The sequence below is a fragment of the Aquabacterium lacunae genome, assembly GCF_004310865.1.
In the GTDB taxonomy this organism is placed as follows: domain Bacteria; phylum Pseudomonadota; class Gammaproteobacteria; order Burkholderiales; family Burkholderiaceae_C; genus Aquabacterium; species Aquabacterium lacunae.
On sequence record NZ_SIXI01000001.1, the window covers coordinates 179,108 to 194,505 of the forward strand.

Consider the following 15,398-nt stretch of genomic DNA (forward strand, 5'->3'; position numbering starts at 1 on the left):
CCGAAGCCGGGTTGACAGGAGGGTGCAGGGCCAGGGGCACCAAGGCCCATGGCGCCTGAGATCAGAGCAGCGCCTGGCGCTCGCCTTCTTCGGCCGGCCAGTCGCGGATGTAGGCCTTGAGCATGCGGTTTTCGAAATCCTGACCATCGACCACGGCCTTGGCCACGTCGTAGAACGAGATCACACCGGCCAGCGTCTTCTGGTTCAGCACCGGCATGTAGCGCGCATGGCGTTGCAGCATCATGCGGCGCACCTCGTCGATCTCGGTGTCGGGGGTGCAGGTCATGGGGTGGTCGTCCATCACCGAGCGCACCGCCTGAACGCCAAAGGCGCCGCCATTGCGCACAGTGCCCTGGATCACTTCGCGGAAGGTGAGCATCCCGACCAGGTCGCCATGCTCCATCACCACCAGCGAGCCGATGTCGTGGTCGGCCATCGTGCGCGCAGCCTCGGACAGAAGGTCGTCAGGGCGCACGGTGAACAGGGTGTTGCCCTTGACGCGGAGGATGTCACTGACTTTCATGAAAGATTCTCCAGACGTTCGGAATGGGACACGGGGAATGACCGGATGCACAAGAGCGTGACCCCCGGTGTCATGCTGCAGGTCAATATACCCCCTTGTTTGAGGTGCACACAACGGAAAACACACACCCCAGGCCAGTCTTTGGCTGGGGTTTTACCCCTACAGCGCTTCACCGGGCGGCTGGCGGCACACCGTCGAGCACCTCGGCCAGGGTCAGGTGCTCGACGCCAGCCTGTCGCCAGAAACCGCGCGACCACGCGTCCGGGTGCAACAAGGTGCGGGCCACCAGCGGGGCCACGGGCACCTGGGCCGGATCGCACAACATCACGAACCGTCCGCCCTCATGCTGGTGGGATTCATCCAGCCGCCCAACCCAGCCCAGCGACTGCAACACGTCCAGCAAGGGCTCGATCTGGAGCGGGTCGGTGCGCAGCACATCCGACAGCGCGTGCGAGGTCAGCCCCACCCCCTGCCCTTGTCGGGCCTCGCGCAGCCGCGCCAGCAAGGCCAGGGCCAGCTGGAACCGATGCCCCGGCACATCGGGCCAACGCTGCACCCGCGCCAGCAGGCTCGGCGCATAAGCCGCCACCACCGCACCGGCCAGCACGATCAGCCAGCTCAGGTAGATCCAGACCAGGAAAATCGGAAACGCAGCGAAGGCACCGTAGACGGTGGCGTAGGCCGGTACCTTGGTGAGGTACAGGGCCATGCCACGCTGGGCCACCTCCAGCCCCAGGGTCACGAACAGCGCGCCCGCCCAGGCGTGCTCCCACTTCACATGCGTGTTGGGCACATAGCGGAACAAGGCGGCAAAACCGCCGGCCTGCAGGGCAAACACTAGCATGGACAGCAGCAGCCCGACGCCACCGGGCAAATCATCGACCCACCCTCTCGAGGCTGACAGCAGGTAGGAACTGAGCCACAGGCTGGCGCCCAGCATCAACGGGCCCAGGGTCAGGGCAGCCCAGTACACCAGCACCCGCTGCGCGATCGGCCGTGGCGTGCGCACGCGCCAGATGCCATTGAGGGTGCGGTCGATGGTCAGCATCAGGAACATGGCCGTCAGGCCCAGCACGATCAGGCTGACGCCACTGAGCTGGCTGGCCTTGCCCGCAAAGCGGGTCAGCACCAGCATCACCTGCTTGGCGATGAGCTCAGGCACCATTTCGGCCAGAAACTGCGTCTCCAGGGCCTTGCGAAACCGGTTGAACACCGGGAAGGCGCTGAACAGGGCCAGCATCATGGTCAGCAGGGGCACCAGCGCGATGGTGGTGGTGAAGGTCAGGCTGCCTGCGATCACGCCCAGGCGGTCTTCGCGAAAGCGCAGGCGCAGTGTCCTGAACGTGTTCATCCAGGGCCAATGCTGAAGAGAAGCCATCCAGTTCCGGTACCAGGTCATGGCGGCTATCATGCCAGCCTCTGCGCCCACTCCCAGACACCTTGCGGTGTTCTGCACCGGGCGTCCGCCCCTCCGCACAGCCCTCCGCACATGCCCGTTCAACCCATCGATGCCCCGGCTGCCGACCACGCCGTCCTGGGCAGCCACCCACCCGAGCGCCTGGCGCGCATCCGGGCTTTGCGCAACCTGTGCCTGGGCTGCGTGATCGGTCTGATCGTGCTGGGCATGGCGTGGGAACTGGTGCTGGCGCCTCTGAAAGGCGGCACGGGCGCCCTGGCCTGGAAGGTGTTGCCCCTGACCTTTGCGCTGGCCGGTCTGCTCAAGCACCGCATGTACACCTTCCGTTGGCTGTCGATGCTGATCCTGCTGTACTTCACCGAGGGCGTGGTGCGGGGCACCACCGAAGGTGGCATGTCACAGGCTCTGGCCTGGATCGAAACAGCCCTCAGCCTGGCCGTGTTCGTGGCCTGCTCGGTGTACGTGCGCTTGCGCCTGAAGGTCAAGAAAGAAGCCGATGCGGCCAGTCAGCAGCCGCATGCCCAGGCATGACCCTGTCTCGCCAGCCCGCCCTCGACGCACTGGCGCAACGGCTGGGGCCCCAAGGCCTGTGGCAGCGCCCAGGCGCTGAAGCCTCCACGGGCGCCGCACCCGCCTTCGACGGCTGGCCCGCCCACGAGCAAGACTGGCGGGGCCGCTACCGAGGTCGAGCGCTGGCCATTGCACGCCCGGCTTCGGTGGACGAAGTGGTCTTTGTGGTCCAGGTGTGTGCCCAGGCCGGGATTCCTGTGGTGCCACAGGGCGGGAACACCTCGCTGGTGGGTGGCTCGGTGCCCGACGAGACCGGCCTGCAACTGGTGCTGAGCCTGCAGCGAATGAACCAGGTGTTCGCTGTCGACCCTGTCAACCTGTCGATGACCGTGCAGGCGGGCTGCCTGCTGGCAACAGTGCAGGAATCGGCCCGTGCACAAGGCCTGCTGTTCCCGCTGAGTCTGGCCGCCGAAGGCAGCTGCACCATCGGCGGCAACCTGGCCACCAACGCGGGCGGCACGCAGGTCCTTCGCTACGGCACGGCACGGGAGCTGTGCCTGGGCCTGCAAGTGGTCACAGCGCAGGGCGAGGTGCTCGACCAACTCACGGCCCTCCGCAAGAACAACACCGGGTACGACCTGCGTGATCTGTTCATCGGCAGCGAAGGCACCTTGGGCGTGATCACAGCCGCCACCCTGCGCCTTCACCCCTTGCCCCGCGGCTCAGCCACCTGCCTGCTCCCCTGCACCACCCTGGCCGCAGCGGTGGCCGCACTGACCAGTGCACGCGAGCATCTCGATGCGGGCCTGACCGCCTTCGAAGTCATGGGCCAGTTGCCCCTGCAGCTGCTGCAAGCGCACGCCCCTCAGGTGGCGGCCCCCTTGAGCGCCTGGGCGGGCAGTGCCACCCTGCCCCCCTGGGTGCTGTTGATCGAGCACCAGAGCGCCACATCGGCCGACATGGCTCAGCAGCAGCTCACGCAGTGGCTGTGCGGCCCCGCCGCCGGGTTGTCAGGCCTGCACACCGAGCAGGCCGTGGTGGCCCATGCCGAAGCGCAAGCCCAGGCCTTGTGGGCCGTGAGAGAGCACATCCCCCTGGCAGAAAAAGCCGAAGGACTGATGGTCAAGCACGACATCGGCCTGCCCACCTCGGCCATCCCGGCGTTCGTCGAAGCCATGCAGCAGGTCATTCCGGCGCGCTGGCCGGGCGCGCGCATCGTGTGTTTCGGGCACCTGGGCGACGGCAACCTGCACTTCAACGTGCAGCCACCAGAAGGGCAGCGCCATGCAGAAGGCATGGCGGCCTTCGAGCCCGAAGTCAATGCCCTGGTGTTCGATGCCGTCTGCGAGCGAGCCGGCACGATCTCCGCCGAACATGGCATCGGGGCCCTGCGGGCCCAGGAACTTCAGCGGCGCACGTCCCCAGTGGCCTTGCGCCTGATGCGCGCCATCCGGCAGTCGATCGACCCCCAGGGAGTGTTCAACCCAGGTCGGCTGCTGCCTTGAACCAGGCTCCGAAACGGCGAGGAATGGCCCTCATCACCCCAGATCTCACTGCAGGGTGTCCTTGCTGACCTTGGGCAGAGGCATCGTCATCACGTCGATGCCCTCTTCCTTGAGTGCTTCACGCTCTTCGTCCGACGCCTGCCCGCGAATGCCGCGCTCTGGCGCATCGCCATAGTGCATCTTGCGGGCCTCGTCGGCGAACTTCTCGCCCACGTCTTCGGTGTTCTCGATCACCTTGCGGGCAGCCTCCAACCAAGTCTTCTGGATGGCCTTGAGCGCCTCATGCGCACGCGCGGTTGCCTCGTCCATGTCGACCGCCTCCATGGGCACCGCTTCGGCAGCCCCACGACCGGACACCGCACCGTTCGCCCCAACGGCCGTGGTGACCTTGGCCGCTGACGCCCCGTGCGCGGACGATGCCCCGTGTAGCGAGCCGGGTGTCGACACCCGGTCGACTTGCCGGCTCACACCCCGGTTGATGTGTGCTGCCGATGGCAGGCGCTGCACCTGCGCACTGTTGCAAACGGGGCAGGTCAGCAAACCACAGGACTGTTGCGAGGCCAGGTCGTCGGCCGAACCGAACCACCCTTCGAAGCGGTGCCCCGCTTCGCACACCAGATCCACCACCAGCATGTCAGTCCACCACGGTCCAATCGGGTTGGAACGCTCCCGACTGCCACTTCTGCAGCCACATCATGCCCACGATGGTCTTGGCATCGGTCAGCTGGCCCTTCAGCATCCACTGTGAAAGCTCGCCTGCCTCGGCCGCGAACACATCCAGGAACTCGCCATCGTCGAGCTGCCGCTCACCGGCGGTCAGCTCATCGGCCAGCCACACTTCAATCACCTCGGTGGCATAACCGATGGTCGGGTGCAGCACACCGGCCTTGGCCCAGCGGCGGGCGCGGTAGCCGGTTTCTTCGAACAGCTCACGCTGCGCACAGGCCAGGCCGCCCTCGCCGTGATCTAGCTTGCCCGCAGGGAACTCGATCATGGTCATGCCCACGGGGTAGCGGAACTGGCGCTCCATCACGAACCGACCATCGGGCAGGCGGGCCACGATCATCACGGCACCAGGGTGCACCACGAACTCGCGGCGGGCCTCGCGGCCATCGGGCAGTCGGACCAGGTCACGGCACCATTGCAGGAACATGCCCTGCTCTGTCACCTCGCGCGCGATGCAGGTTTCGCGCAGGTGCAGGTCAGACAGCGGCGAGTCGCTCACGCGCCGCCTCGGCGCAGGTAACGCCAGACAAAGCCGGGCGATGCCAGCGTGAGGAACACGCAGGCCCACACCGCATAGAACTCCCAGCGCTGTGACGCCACCTGGCCAACGTGGCCTTCGAGCAGGCGCCCCGCGGCAGTGACCACGGCGCACCAGAACACCAGTTCCAGCAAGCGCACCCAGGTCGCCTTGGGCTGCAGGCGCGGCCCCAGACCCAGCACACGCTGGTTCAGGAAGGGCAAATTGGCGGCCACCAGGGCCGCCAGGAGCAGGCTGTACACAGCCCAGGAAGGAACCAGCCCGCTCATGCGATCACCCCGCCAAGGCCTGGGTGATGGCGCGACCACACAGCGCCATCAGACCGCTGGGCAGCAGGCCCAGCACCAGCACGGCACCGGCATTCACGGACACCAGCAGCGTGGCTTCGCCTGCCGGCAACACGGGGTTCGTGTCCACCGGCTCGTCGAAGTACATGGTCTTGACGATGCGCAGGTAGTAAAAAGCGCCAATCAGCGACAGCACCACGGCCACCACCGACAGCTGGATCAGCAGCGGCGAGTTGGTCGTGATCAGCGACTGCAGCACAGCCAGCTTGGCATAGAAGCCCACGGTCGGCGGGATGCCAGCCAGCGAGAACATGAACACCGCCATGGCCGCGGCCAGGGCCGGGCTGCGCTTGGCCAGACCGGCCAGGTCAGAGATCTGCTCCGACTCGAAGCCTGGGCGGGCCAGCAGCATGATCAGGCCGAAGGTGCCCAGCGTGGTCATCACGTAGGTGAGCACGTAGAACAGGGCCGAGCCGTAGCCGTTGGCAGCCGACACGGTGTTGCCCGCCACCACGGTGGGCACAAAGCCCAGCAGCATGAAGCCCAGCTGGGCAATGCCCGAGTAGGCCAGCATGCGCTTGAGGTTGGTCTGGGCAATGGCGACCAGGTTGCCGATGGCCATCGACAGCACAGCCAGGATCATCAGCATCTGTTGCCAGTCGTTGGCCAGGCTGATCAGGCCCTCCACCAGCAGGCGCACGGTGATGGCGAATGCAGCCAGCTTGGGCGCACCCGCCACCAGCAGCGTGGCGGCGGTGGGCGCGCCCTGGTAGACGTCAGGCACCCACATGTGGAAGGGCACCACGCCCAGCTTGAACGCCAGACCCGACACAATGAACACCAGACCAAAAGCCAGCACCTGCTTGTTGATCGTGCCGGCCAGCGTGGCCTTGTACACCTCGGCAATGTCCAGCGAACCGGTGGCACCGTACATCATGGACAGGCCGTACAGCAGGAAGCCCGACGCCAGGGCACCCAGCACGAAGTACTTCATGGCCGCTTCGGTGGCTTGGGCATGGTCACGGCGCAGCGCCACCAGGGCGTACAGCGACAGCGACATCAGTTCCAGGCCCAGGTAGATGGCCAGGAAGTTGTTGCCCATGATCATGATGCTGATGCCCAGCAGCGCGAACATGCTCAGCGAGAACAGTTCACCCTTGAGCAGGTCACGCGAGGCGGCATAACCCTGTGCGTACACCAGCGTGCCCATCACGGCCAGCGCGGCACTGAAAGCCAGCAGGTGGCCCATCGGGTCGGTCACCACCATGCCTTGCATGGCGTAGCCCGAGGCATTGTTGTTCAGGTAACCCACGTGCAGACCGGCATAACCGGCCAGGCTCAGCAGGGTGAGCCAATAGGTGGGGCGGCGCTTCGGGCAGGTGACGAACAGGTCGACCATCGCCACCAGGCACGCCATGGCCAGCAGGAAGATCTCCGGGGCCACCGCGATCCAGTTGAGGTTTGTCATGTCAGTTGGGCCCTCAGTTCAGCTTGCTGATGTTGACGTGCTTGATCAGCTCGGTCACCGAGACGTGCATCACGTCGGTGAACGGCTTGGGCTGGATGCCCATCCACAGCACGGCCACGGCCAGAACGGCCAGGATCAGGAATTCACGGGCATTGATGTCGTTCAAGGCGCGCACGTCGTCGTTGGCCACGTCACCGAAGTAAACGCGCTTGTACATCCACAGCGTGTAGGCCGCACCGAAGATCAGTGCGGTCGCCGCCAGGATGCCAATGAGGAAGCTGTGTTCGATGGCACCCAGGATGACCATCCACTCGCCCACAAAACCAGCCGTGCCCGGCAGACCGCAGTTGGCCATCGAGAACAGCAAGGCGAACGCCGCCAGCTTGGGCATGGTGTTGACCACGCCACCGTACGAGGCAATTTCGCGCGAGTGGACACGGTCGTACAGCACGCCGATGCACAGGAACATGGCGCCCGACACGAAACCGTGGGCGATCATCTGCACCAGACCACCGGCAATGCCCAGCTCGTTGAAGATGAAGAAGCCCAGGGTGACGAAGCCCATGTGGGCGATCGACGAATAGGCCACCAGCTTCTTCATGTCCTGCTGCACCATGGCCACCAGACCGACGTAGATCACGCCGATCAGGGACAGGGTGATCACGATCGGGGCGTATTCATGCGACGCATCGGGCACGATGGGCAGCATGAAGCGCAGGAAGCCGTAGCAGCCCAGCTTCAGCATGATGGCCGCCAGCACGGCCGAACCACCCGTGGGCGCTTCCACGTGCACGTCAGGCAACCAGGTGTGCACCGGGAACATGGGCACCTTCACGGCGAAGGCCGCGAAGAAGGCCACGAACAGCAAGGTCTGGGCCGTGGCGGCCAGCGGCAGCTTGTGCCAGGTCAGGATGTCGAAACTGCCACCCGACTTGTAGTACAGGTAGACCAGTGCAATCAGCATCAGCAGCGAACCGGCCAGGGTGTACAGGAAGAACTTGAAGGCAGCGTACACGCGACGCGGGCCGCCCCACACACCGATGATGATGTACATCGGGATCAGGGTGGCTTCGAAGAACACGTAGAACAGCATGCCGTCCAGGGCGGCGAACACGCCGACCATCAGACCCGACAGGATCAGGAAGGCGCCGTTGTACATGTGCGGGCGGTCTTCCACCACTTCCCAGCCCGCCAGCACCACGATGACGGTGATGAAAGCGGTCAGGGGCACGAACCACATGGAGATGCCGTCAACGCCCAGGTGGTAGAACACATTGAAGCGTTCGATCCAGGGCGCCTTCTCGACGAACTGCATGGCAGCCGTGGAGGTGTCGAAATCGGTGATCAATGGCAGCGTGACCAGGAAACTGATCACGGCGCCCACCAGGGCGATCCAGCGGGTGACGCCGGCGTTCTGCTGCCGACCGGCGATCAGCAGCAGCAGACCGAAGGCGATCGGCAGCCAGATGGCAAGAGAGAGTGTGTTGGACATGGTTTGCATGGTCTGGTCACCTCGTTCAGTGCTGCAGGAACACGAACCAGGTCATGAGGGCGAACACCCCCAGGATCATGACCAGCGCGTAGTGATACAGGTAACCGGTCTGGAACAGGCGAACGACCGAGCCAATCAGGCCGACCAGCTTGGCCGAACCGTTCACGGCCAGGCCGTCGATCAGGGTCTGGTCACCGATCTTCCAGAAGCCGCGGCCCAGCAGGCGGGCGCCAGCGGCCAGAACGTTCTCGTTGAACCAGTCCAGGAAGTACTTGTTCTCGCCAATGACGATCAGCGGGCGCAGCACCTTGGCGAACATCGCCGGGATCTGCGGAGCCACCATGTAGAACACGAAGGCCGTGACCACACCACCCAGCGCCAGGAAGAACGGCAGGGTCACCAGACCGTGCAAGCCCATCGCGACCGCACCGTGGAAGTGGTGGGCCAGATCAGCCATGGCACCGTGCTTGGCCGCATCGACATGGATGGCGTCCTTGAGGAAGTCGCCGAACAGCAGGCCGTCGATGGTCAGGTAACCGATCACCACCGAAGGAATGGCCAGCAGCACCAGCGGCAGGGTCACCACCCAGGGCGATTCATGCGGGGTGTGGGCGTGGCCATCGCCGTGGTCATCGTGATGGTCGTGCTCGCCAGGGAAAGGCTTGTGATGGAAGTGTTCCTTGCCATGGAAGACCAGGAAGTACATCCGGAAGCTGTAGAAGGCGGTCACGAAGACACCGGCCAGCACCGCGAACTGGGCGAAACCGGCGGCAGGCAGCGTCGAAGCCTCCACAGCCAGAATGATCGAATCCTTCGAATAGAAGCCCGAGAAGAACGGCGTGCCGATCAGGGCCAGCGAGCCCAGCAGCGACGTGATCCAGGTGATCTTCATGTACTTCCACAGGCCACCCATGTTGCGGATGTCCTGGTCATGGTGCATGCCGATGATCACCGAGCCGGCGCCAAGGAACAGCAAGGCCTTGAAGAAAGCGTGGGTCATCACGTGGAACATGGCCACGCTGTAGGCCGACACGCCCAGGGCCACGGTCATGTAGCCCAGCTGCGACAGGGTGGAGTAAGCCACCACGCGCTTGATGTCGTTCTGGATGATGCCCAGGAAGCCCATGAACAGCGCCGTGATCGAGCCGATGACGACGATGAAGTTCAGCGCCACGTCCGACAGCTCGAACAGCGGCGACATGCGCGACACCATGAAGATGCCGGCCGTCACCATGGTGGCGGCGTGGATCAGCGCGGAGATCGGGGTCGGGCCTTCCATCGAGTCAGGCAGCCACACGTGCAGCGGGAACTGGGCCGACTTGCCCATCGCACCGATGAACAGGCAGATGCAGATGGTGGTGATCAGGGGCCAGCCAAAACCAGGAATCTCCGGGCCGACCAGCTCGTTGGCCTTGGCGAAGATTTCGGTGTAGTTCAGCGTGCCGGTGTAGGCCAGCACCAGGCCAATGCCCAGGATGAAGCCGAAGTCACCCACACGGTTGACCAGGAAGGCCTTCATGTTGGCGAAGATGGCCGTGGGCTTCTTGAACCAGAAACCGATCAGCAGGTAGGACACCAGGCCCACCGCTTCCCAGCCGAAGAACAGCTGCAGCATGTTGTTGCTCATCACGAGCATCAACATCGAGAAGGTGAACAGCGAGATGTACGAGAAGAAGCGCTGGTAACCCGGATCTTCTTCCATGTAGCCGATGGTGTAGAGGTGCACCATCAGGGACACGAAGGTCACCACGCACATCATCATGGCGGTCAGGCCATCGACCATGAAGCCGATTTCCATTTTCAGCGTGCCCAGCGTCATCCATTCATAGACGGTCTGGTTGAAGCGCGCGCCGTCCATCACGGCGTCGAGCGTCATCGCCGAAATGATGAAGGACACCAGCACACCGGCGATGGTCAGCACGTGGGCGCCCTTGCGGCCGATCAGCTTGCCGAACAGGCCGGCAGCGATCGAGCCGACCAGCGGCGCCAGGGGCACGGCCAGCAGCGAGTTGAGAGAAAGTTCAGACATGTTGTTGTTTCCCCTGCCTCAGCCCTTGAGCGTGTCGAGCTCGTCCACATTGATCGACGCGCGATTGCGGAAGAGGACCACCAGGATGGCCAGACCGATGGCCGACTCGGCGGCCGCCACGGTCAGGATGAAGAACACGAAGACCTGACCGGCCATGTCGCCCAGGTAGTGCGAGAAGGCCACGAAGTTCAGGTTGACCGCCAGCAGCATCAGTTCGATGGCCATCAGCAGCACGATCAGGTTCTTGCGATTCATGAAGATGCCGATCACCGACATCGAGAACAGGATCGCGCCCAGCGACAGGTAATGTCCGAGGGTGATGCCGGTCATGCCTGGCCTCCTTCCTTGGCGTTGTCAGACGAAGGCTGTTCGACGACAGCGTCCATCTTGACGATGCGCAGGCGGTCGGCCTTCTTGGTGCGGACGGCGACGGCCGGATCGATGGCCTTCGACTCCTTGCGGTTGCGGTGCGTGAGCGCGATGGCGGCGATGATGCCCACCAGCAGGATCACGGCTGCAATCTGCACCGGGTACAGGTAGTTGGTGTAGAGGTCGATGCCCAGTGCCTTGGTGTTGGCCACGTTGGCCAGCTCGGGCGCGAACGGCTTGGCTTCTGACAGCCGGAAGCCGCTCATCAGCACGAAGGCCATTTCCAGCGCGATCACCACGCCGACGAACCCCGCCAGCGGAAAGACCTTCCAGAAGCCCTGTCGCATCGAGTCGATGTTGATGTCCAGCATCATCACCACGAACAGGAACAGCACCATCACGGCGCCCACGTAAACGAGCACCAATGAAATGGCCAGGAATTCGGCCTGCAGCAGCATCCACACGCCAGCGGCGTTGAAGAATGCCAGCACCAGGTGCAGCGCGGCCGACACGGGGCTCTTGGCGGTGATCACGCGGAACGCCGCGAAGACCAGCACAGCCGAGAACAGATAGAAAAGCACGGTCAAGGTATCCATAGGTGTTGCACCCGCAACCGCCAAGCCTGAAGGCTCAGCGGTACTTGGCGTCGGCCTCCTTGTTGGCAGCGATTTCCTTTTCGTAGCGATCGCCCACCGCCAGGAGCATGTCCTTGGTGAAGTACAGGTCGCCACGCTTTTCGCCGTGGTATTCGAAGATGTGGGTTTCGACGATCGAATCCACCGGGCAGCTTTCTTCGCAGAAACCGCAGAAGATGCACTTGGTCAGGTCGATGTCGTAGCGCGTGGTGCGGCGGCTGCCGTCGTCACGCACGTCCGACTCGATCGTGATGGCCATGGCCGGACAGACGGCTTCGCACAGCTTGCAGGCGATGCAGCGCTCTTCGCCGTTTTCATAACGGCGCAGGGCGTGCAGCCCGCGGAAGCGCGGCGACAGCGGCGTCTTTTCTTCCGGGAAATGGATGGTGATGTTCTTCTGCAGGAAGTGCTTGCCGGTCACGGCGAAGCCCTTGACGAAATCCGCCAGCAGGAAGCTCGAGAAAAACTCTTTCAGGGACGTGGACATGTGTAGGCGCCCTCTTATTTCCAGATGTTCCAGGGCGACTGGATCCACAGGCCCACGAACACCAGCCACACCAGGGTGACGGGGATGAAGATCTTCCAGCCCAGACGCATGATCTGGTCGTAACGGAAGCGGGGGAAGGACGCACGCACCCACAGGAACATGGTCACAACCACGAAGGTCTTGATGCCCAGCCAGATCCAGCCCGGGATGAAGTTCAGGAAGGCCACCGGCGCATCCCAGCCACCCAGGAACATCAGCACGGCCAGCATCGACACCAGGATCATGTTGGCGTATTCCGCCAGGAAGAACATGGCGAACGACATGCCCGAGTACTCAATCATGTGACCGGCCACGATTTCCGATTCGCCTTCCACCACGTCGAAGGGGTGGCGGTTGGTTTCGGCCAGACCCGAGATGAAGTAGACGATGAACACGGGCAGCAGTGGCAGCCAGTTCCAGGACAGGAAGTTCAGACCCATCTCGGCGAACTGGCCCTTCTGCTGGCTGGTGACGATGTCGGTCATGTTCAGCGAGCCCGAGGTCATCAGCACGATGACCAGGCAGAAGCCCATGGCGATTTCGTAGGACACCATCTGGGCCGACGCGCGCAGCGCACCCAGGAAGGCGTACTTCGAGTTCGAAGCCCAGCCGGCGATGATCACGCCATAGACTTCCAGCGAGGTGATCGCCATCAGGAACAGCAGACCGGCGTTGACGTTCGCCAGGGCCACTTCGGGGCCGAAGGGGATCACGGCCCATGCGGCCAGGGCCGGCATGATGGTCATGACGGGGCCCAGGAAGAACAGGCCCTTGTTGGCCGCTGTCGGGACGATGATCTCCTTGAAGATCAGCTTGACGGCGTCGGCGATGGGTTGCAGCAGGCCGCCAGGGCCGGTGCGGTTGGGGCCTGGACGGATCTGCGACCAGCCGATGGCCTTGCGTTCCCACAAGGTCAGGTAGGCCACGCAACCCAGCAGGGGCAGCATCAGGGCAATGATCTTGAGCAGGGCCCAGACCACAGGCCAGGCGCCACCCAGGGCCTGGCTGCCAGCGTTGAACAGGGTGTCAATCATGCTTTGGTTCCTTCCCTGTCATCAGGCCTTTTCGACGCGAACCGCGCCGAAGGCAGCACCCAGGGTGGCCGTGGCCGCGTGACCCGCAGGCACGCGGACCACGTTGGCCGGCAGGCTGGCGTCGAGCACGGCGGGCAGCACGGCCGAAGCGCCGTCCTGGCTCACCTTGACCGACGCGCCATCGCTCAGACCCAGCTCGGCCCACAGGGCCTGAGGCAGGCTGGCCACGGGCGCCGCGGCATCGGCCGTGGCCTGCAGGGCCGGCGAGCGGCGCACCAGGGCGTCGGCGCTGTACACCGGCACATCGGCGATGCGCTCCAGGCCACCGGTCGAGGCCGACACGGTGATGGGGGCGCTGGTGGCGTTCGACAGGCGGGCCGGCACGGTGGCCAGGTCGCCCAGGGCGCGGGCCTTGACCTGCTCGGACGTGTCGTACTCGAAACCGGGGATGCCCAGCATCGTGCCCAGCACGCGCAGCACCTTCCAGCCCGGACGGGTCTCGCCCAGGGGCTTGACCACGCCGTGGAAGCTCTGCACGCGGCCTTCGGCGTTCACGAAGGTGCCCGACGTTTCCGAGAACGGAGCGATCGGCAGCAGCACGTCGGCGTAGTCGGTGGCGGCCGTCTTGAAGGCCGACAGGCTGACCACCATCTCGGCGGCATCGACCGCAGCGCGGGCGGCCGACGGGTTGGCGGCGTCGAACTCGGGTTCGGCATGGAACAGCACCGCGGCCTTCAAGGCCTTGCCGTTCAGCATCTGGCCTGCGTTCAGGCCCCCAGTGCGCGGCTGCGCGCCCACCAGTTGGGCGCCCACGGTGTTGGCGGCTTCACCGAACACACCGAATTTGGCGCCGGTGGTCTGAGCGATCCACTGGGCCAGGGCCAGCAGCGAAGAAGCTTGCGGGTGCTGCACGGCGGCATTGCCCAGCAGCACGGCCTTGCGCTCACCCGACAACAGCGAGGCGGCAATGGCCTGCGCAGCGTCGGTGGCGTTGCCAGCGGCCGGTGCGGCCACGTTCAGCTGGGCGGCAATCGCCGAGGCCACATCGGCCAGGGCTTGCACCCAGGCGCTCGGGGCCACGGTCACGCGTTGGGCCACGGGCATCAGCCAGTCGTCGGTGGTGGCACCGATGGCACTGATGCTGCAGCCCTTCTTGGCGGCCTGACGCAGGCGCGAGGCGAACAGGGGGTGGTCCTTGCGCAGGAAGGAGCCGACCACCAGGGCCGATTCCAGGGTGCTCAGATCGGCAATGGGCATGCCCAGCCATTGAGCGCCCTGCCCCGCGGCGAACTCGGTGTGACGCAGGCGGGTGTCGATGTTGTCGCTGCCCAGGCCGCGCATCAGCTCGCCCAGCAGGAACAGCTCTTCCACCGTGCTGTGGGCGGTCGCCAGGGCACCGATGGCGCCAGCGCCATGCTCGGCCTTCACACCCTTGAGGCCGTTGGCCACGTATTCCAGGGCGGTGGTCCAGTCGACTTCACGCCATTGGCCGCCCTGCTTGATCATGGGCTGGGTCAGGCGCTGGTCGCTGTTCAGGGCTTCGTAGCTGAAGCGGTCGCGGTCGGCGATCCAGCATTCATTGACCGACTCGTTCTCCAGCGGCACCACACGCAGCACCTGGCCGTTCTTGACCTGCACGATCAGGTTGGCACCGGTGGAATCATGGGGCGACACGCTCTTGCGGCGCGACAGCTCCCAGGTGCGGGCGCTGTAGCGGAAGGGCTTGCTGGTCAGGGCACCGACCGGGCAGATGTCGATCATGTTGCCCGACAGCTCGGAATTGATCGAACGGCCCACGAAGGTCTCGATCTCGGAATGCTCGCCACGGTTGGACATGCCGAGTTCCATCACGCCGGCAATTTCCTGGCCGAAGCGCACGCAGCGGGTGCACTGGATGCAGCGGCTCATCTCTTCCATCGAGATCAGCGGGCCCACATCCTTGGGGAACACCACGCGCTTTTCTTCGTTGTAGCGCGACTTGCTGCCACCATAGCCCACGGCCAGGTCCTGCAGCTGACACTCACCGCCCTGGTCGCAGATCGGGCAATCCAGCGGGTGGTTGATCAGCAGGAACTCCATGACCGACTGCTGGGCCTTGACGGCCTTGTCGCTCTTGGTGCGCACGATCATGCCCTGGGTCACCGGGGTGGCGCAGGCCGGCATGGGCTTGGGCGCCTTCTCGATGTCCACCAGGCACATGCGGCAGTTGGCCGCGACCGACAATTTCTTGTGGTAGCAGAAGTGAGGAATGAAGGTGCCGTTTTCTTCGGCAGCCCGGATCAGCATGGAGCCTTCCTGGGCTTGGACCTTTCGGCCGTCGATTTCGATTTCAACCATGT

General features: G+C 64.5%; 15 protein-coding genes. 2 read left to right on the forward strand and 13 right to left on the reverse strand.

From position 1 onward, the window contains the following. Positions 1-61: 61 nt before the first annotated feature. Together EYS42_RS00800 and EYS42_RS00805 are read right to left on the reverse strand one after the other, a co-directional pair. Complete coding sequence (locus EYS42_RS00800) at positions 62-523, reverse strand: CBS domain-containing protein (RefSeq protein ID WP_130965974.1); 462 nt, start codon at positions 521-523, stop codon at positions 62-64. A 169-nt stretch (positions 524-692) separates the two neighbouring features. Continuing rightward, on the reverse strand, positions 693-1,922 hold the full coding sequence (locus EYS42_RS00805; protein ID WP_130965975.1) for a YihY family inner membrane protein: 1,230 nt from the start codon (positions 1,920-1,922) through the stop codon (positions 693-695). Between the two features lie 90 nt (positions 1,923-2,012). On the opposite strand from EYS42_RS00805, the gene EYS42_RS00810 reads away from it, so the two are divergent. Continuing rightward, on the forward strand, positions 2,013-2,471 hold the full coding sequence (locus EYS42_RS00810) for a DUF2069 domain-containing protein (RefSeq protein WP_207301080.1): 459 nt from the start codon (positions 2,013-2,015) through the stop codon (positions 2,469-2,471). After that, positions 2,468-3,955 (forward strand): FAD-binding oxidoreductase, encoded by a 1,488-nt coding sequence (locus tag EYS42_RS00815; protein WP_130965976.1) that lies wholly within the window; start codon positions 2,468-2,470, stop codon positions 3,953-3,955. The genes EYS42_RS00810 and EYS42_RS00815 overlap by 4 nt, the downstream gene beginning before the upstream one ends. 45 nt (positions 3,956-4,000) lie before the next feature. Here the strand turns inward: EYS42_RS00815 and EYS42_RS00820 are convergent, their stop codons facing one another. The 11 genes from EYS42_RS00820 to nuoG are packed head-to-tail and all read right to left on the reverse strand — an operon-like array spanning position 4,001 to position 15,396. Then, positions 4,001-4,588: a DUF1178 family protein gene (locus EYS42_RS00820; RefSeq protein WP_130965977.1), complete on the reverse strand. Its 588-nt coding sequence runs from the start codon at positions 4,586-4,588 to the stop codon at positions 4,001-4,003. 1 nt (position 4,589) lies between these two features. After that, positions 4,590-5,180, reverse strand: a complete 591-nt coding sequence (locus tag EYS42_RS00825; RefSeq protein ID WP_130965978.1) for an NUDIX domain-containing protein — start codon at positions 5,178-5,180, stop codon at positions 4,590-4,592. Then, positions 5,177-5,488 (reverse strand): DUF2818 family protein, encoded by a 312-nt coding sequence (locus tag EYS42_RS00830; protein ID WP_207301081.1) that lies wholly within the window; start codon positions 5,486-5,488, stop codon positions 5,177-5,179. The genes EYS42_RS00825 and EYS42_RS00830 overlap by 4 nt, the downstream gene beginning before the upstream one ends. Before the next feature lie 4 nt (positions 5,489-5,492). Next, entirely contained in the window at positions 5,493-6,974 is a 1,482-nt protein-coding gene (gene nuoN / locus EYS42_RS00835) for an NADH-quinone oxidoreductase subunit NuoN (RefSeq protein ID WP_130965979.1), read from the reverse strand. A gap of 13 nt (positions 6,975-6,987) precedes the next feature. Continuing rightward, entirely contained in the window at positions 6,988-8,466 is a 1,479-nt protein-coding gene (locus EYS42_RS00840) for an NADH-quinone oxidoreductase subunit M (RefSeq protein ID WP_130965980.1), read from the reverse strand. A 25-nt stretch (positions 8,467-8,491) separates the two neighbouring features. After that, positions 8,492-10,495: an NADH-quinone oxidoreductase subunit L gene (gene nuoL, locus EYS42_RS00845; protein WP_130965981.1), complete on the reverse strand. Its 2,004-nt coding sequence runs from the start codon at positions 10,493-10,495 to the stop codon at positions 8,492-8,494. Between the two features lie 18 nt (positions 10,496-10,513). Next, the gene (gene nuoK, locus EYS42_RS00850; RefSeq protein ID WP_130965982.1) at positions 10,514-10,825 is read right to left on the reverse strand and encodes an NADH-quinone oxidoreductase subunit NuoK; all 312 of its coding nucleotides are present in this window, start codon (positions 10,823-10,825) and stop codon (positions 10,514-10,516) included. Next, the gene (locus EYS42_RS00855) at positions 10,822-11,460 is read right to left on the reverse strand and encodes an NADH-quinone oxidoreductase subunit J (protein ID WP_130965983.1); all 639 of its coding nucleotides are present in this window, start codon (positions 11,458-11,460) and stop codon (positions 10,822-10,824) included. The genes nuoK and EYS42_RS00855 overlap by 4 nt, the downstream gene beginning before the upstream one ends. Positions 11,461-11,494: 34 nt before the next feature. Next, positions 11,495-11,986: an NADH-quinone oxidoreductase subunit NuoI gene (nuoI, locus tag EYS42_RS00860; RefSeq protein WP_130965984.1), complete on the reverse strand. Its 492-nt coding sequence runs from the start codon at positions 11,984-11,986 to the stop codon at positions 11,495-11,497. Positions 11,987-12,000: 14 nt separating this feature from the next. Then, the gene (gene nuoH / locus EYS42_RS00865; RefSeq protein WP_130965985.1) at positions 12,001-13,059 is read right to left on the reverse strand and encodes an NADH-quinone oxidoreductase subunit NuoH; all 1,059 of its coding nucleotides are present in this window, start codon (positions 13,057-13,059) and stop codon (positions 12,001-12,003) included. Positions 13,060-13,080: 21 nt separating this feature from the next. After that, a complete protein-coding gene (nuoG, locus tag EYS42_RS00870) occupies positions 13,081-15,396 on the reverse strand; it encodes an NADH-quinone oxidoreductase subunit NuoG (protein WP_130965986.1) in 2,316 nt (771 codons plus the stop codon). Between the last annotated feature and the right edge of the window lie 2 nt (positions 15,397-15,398).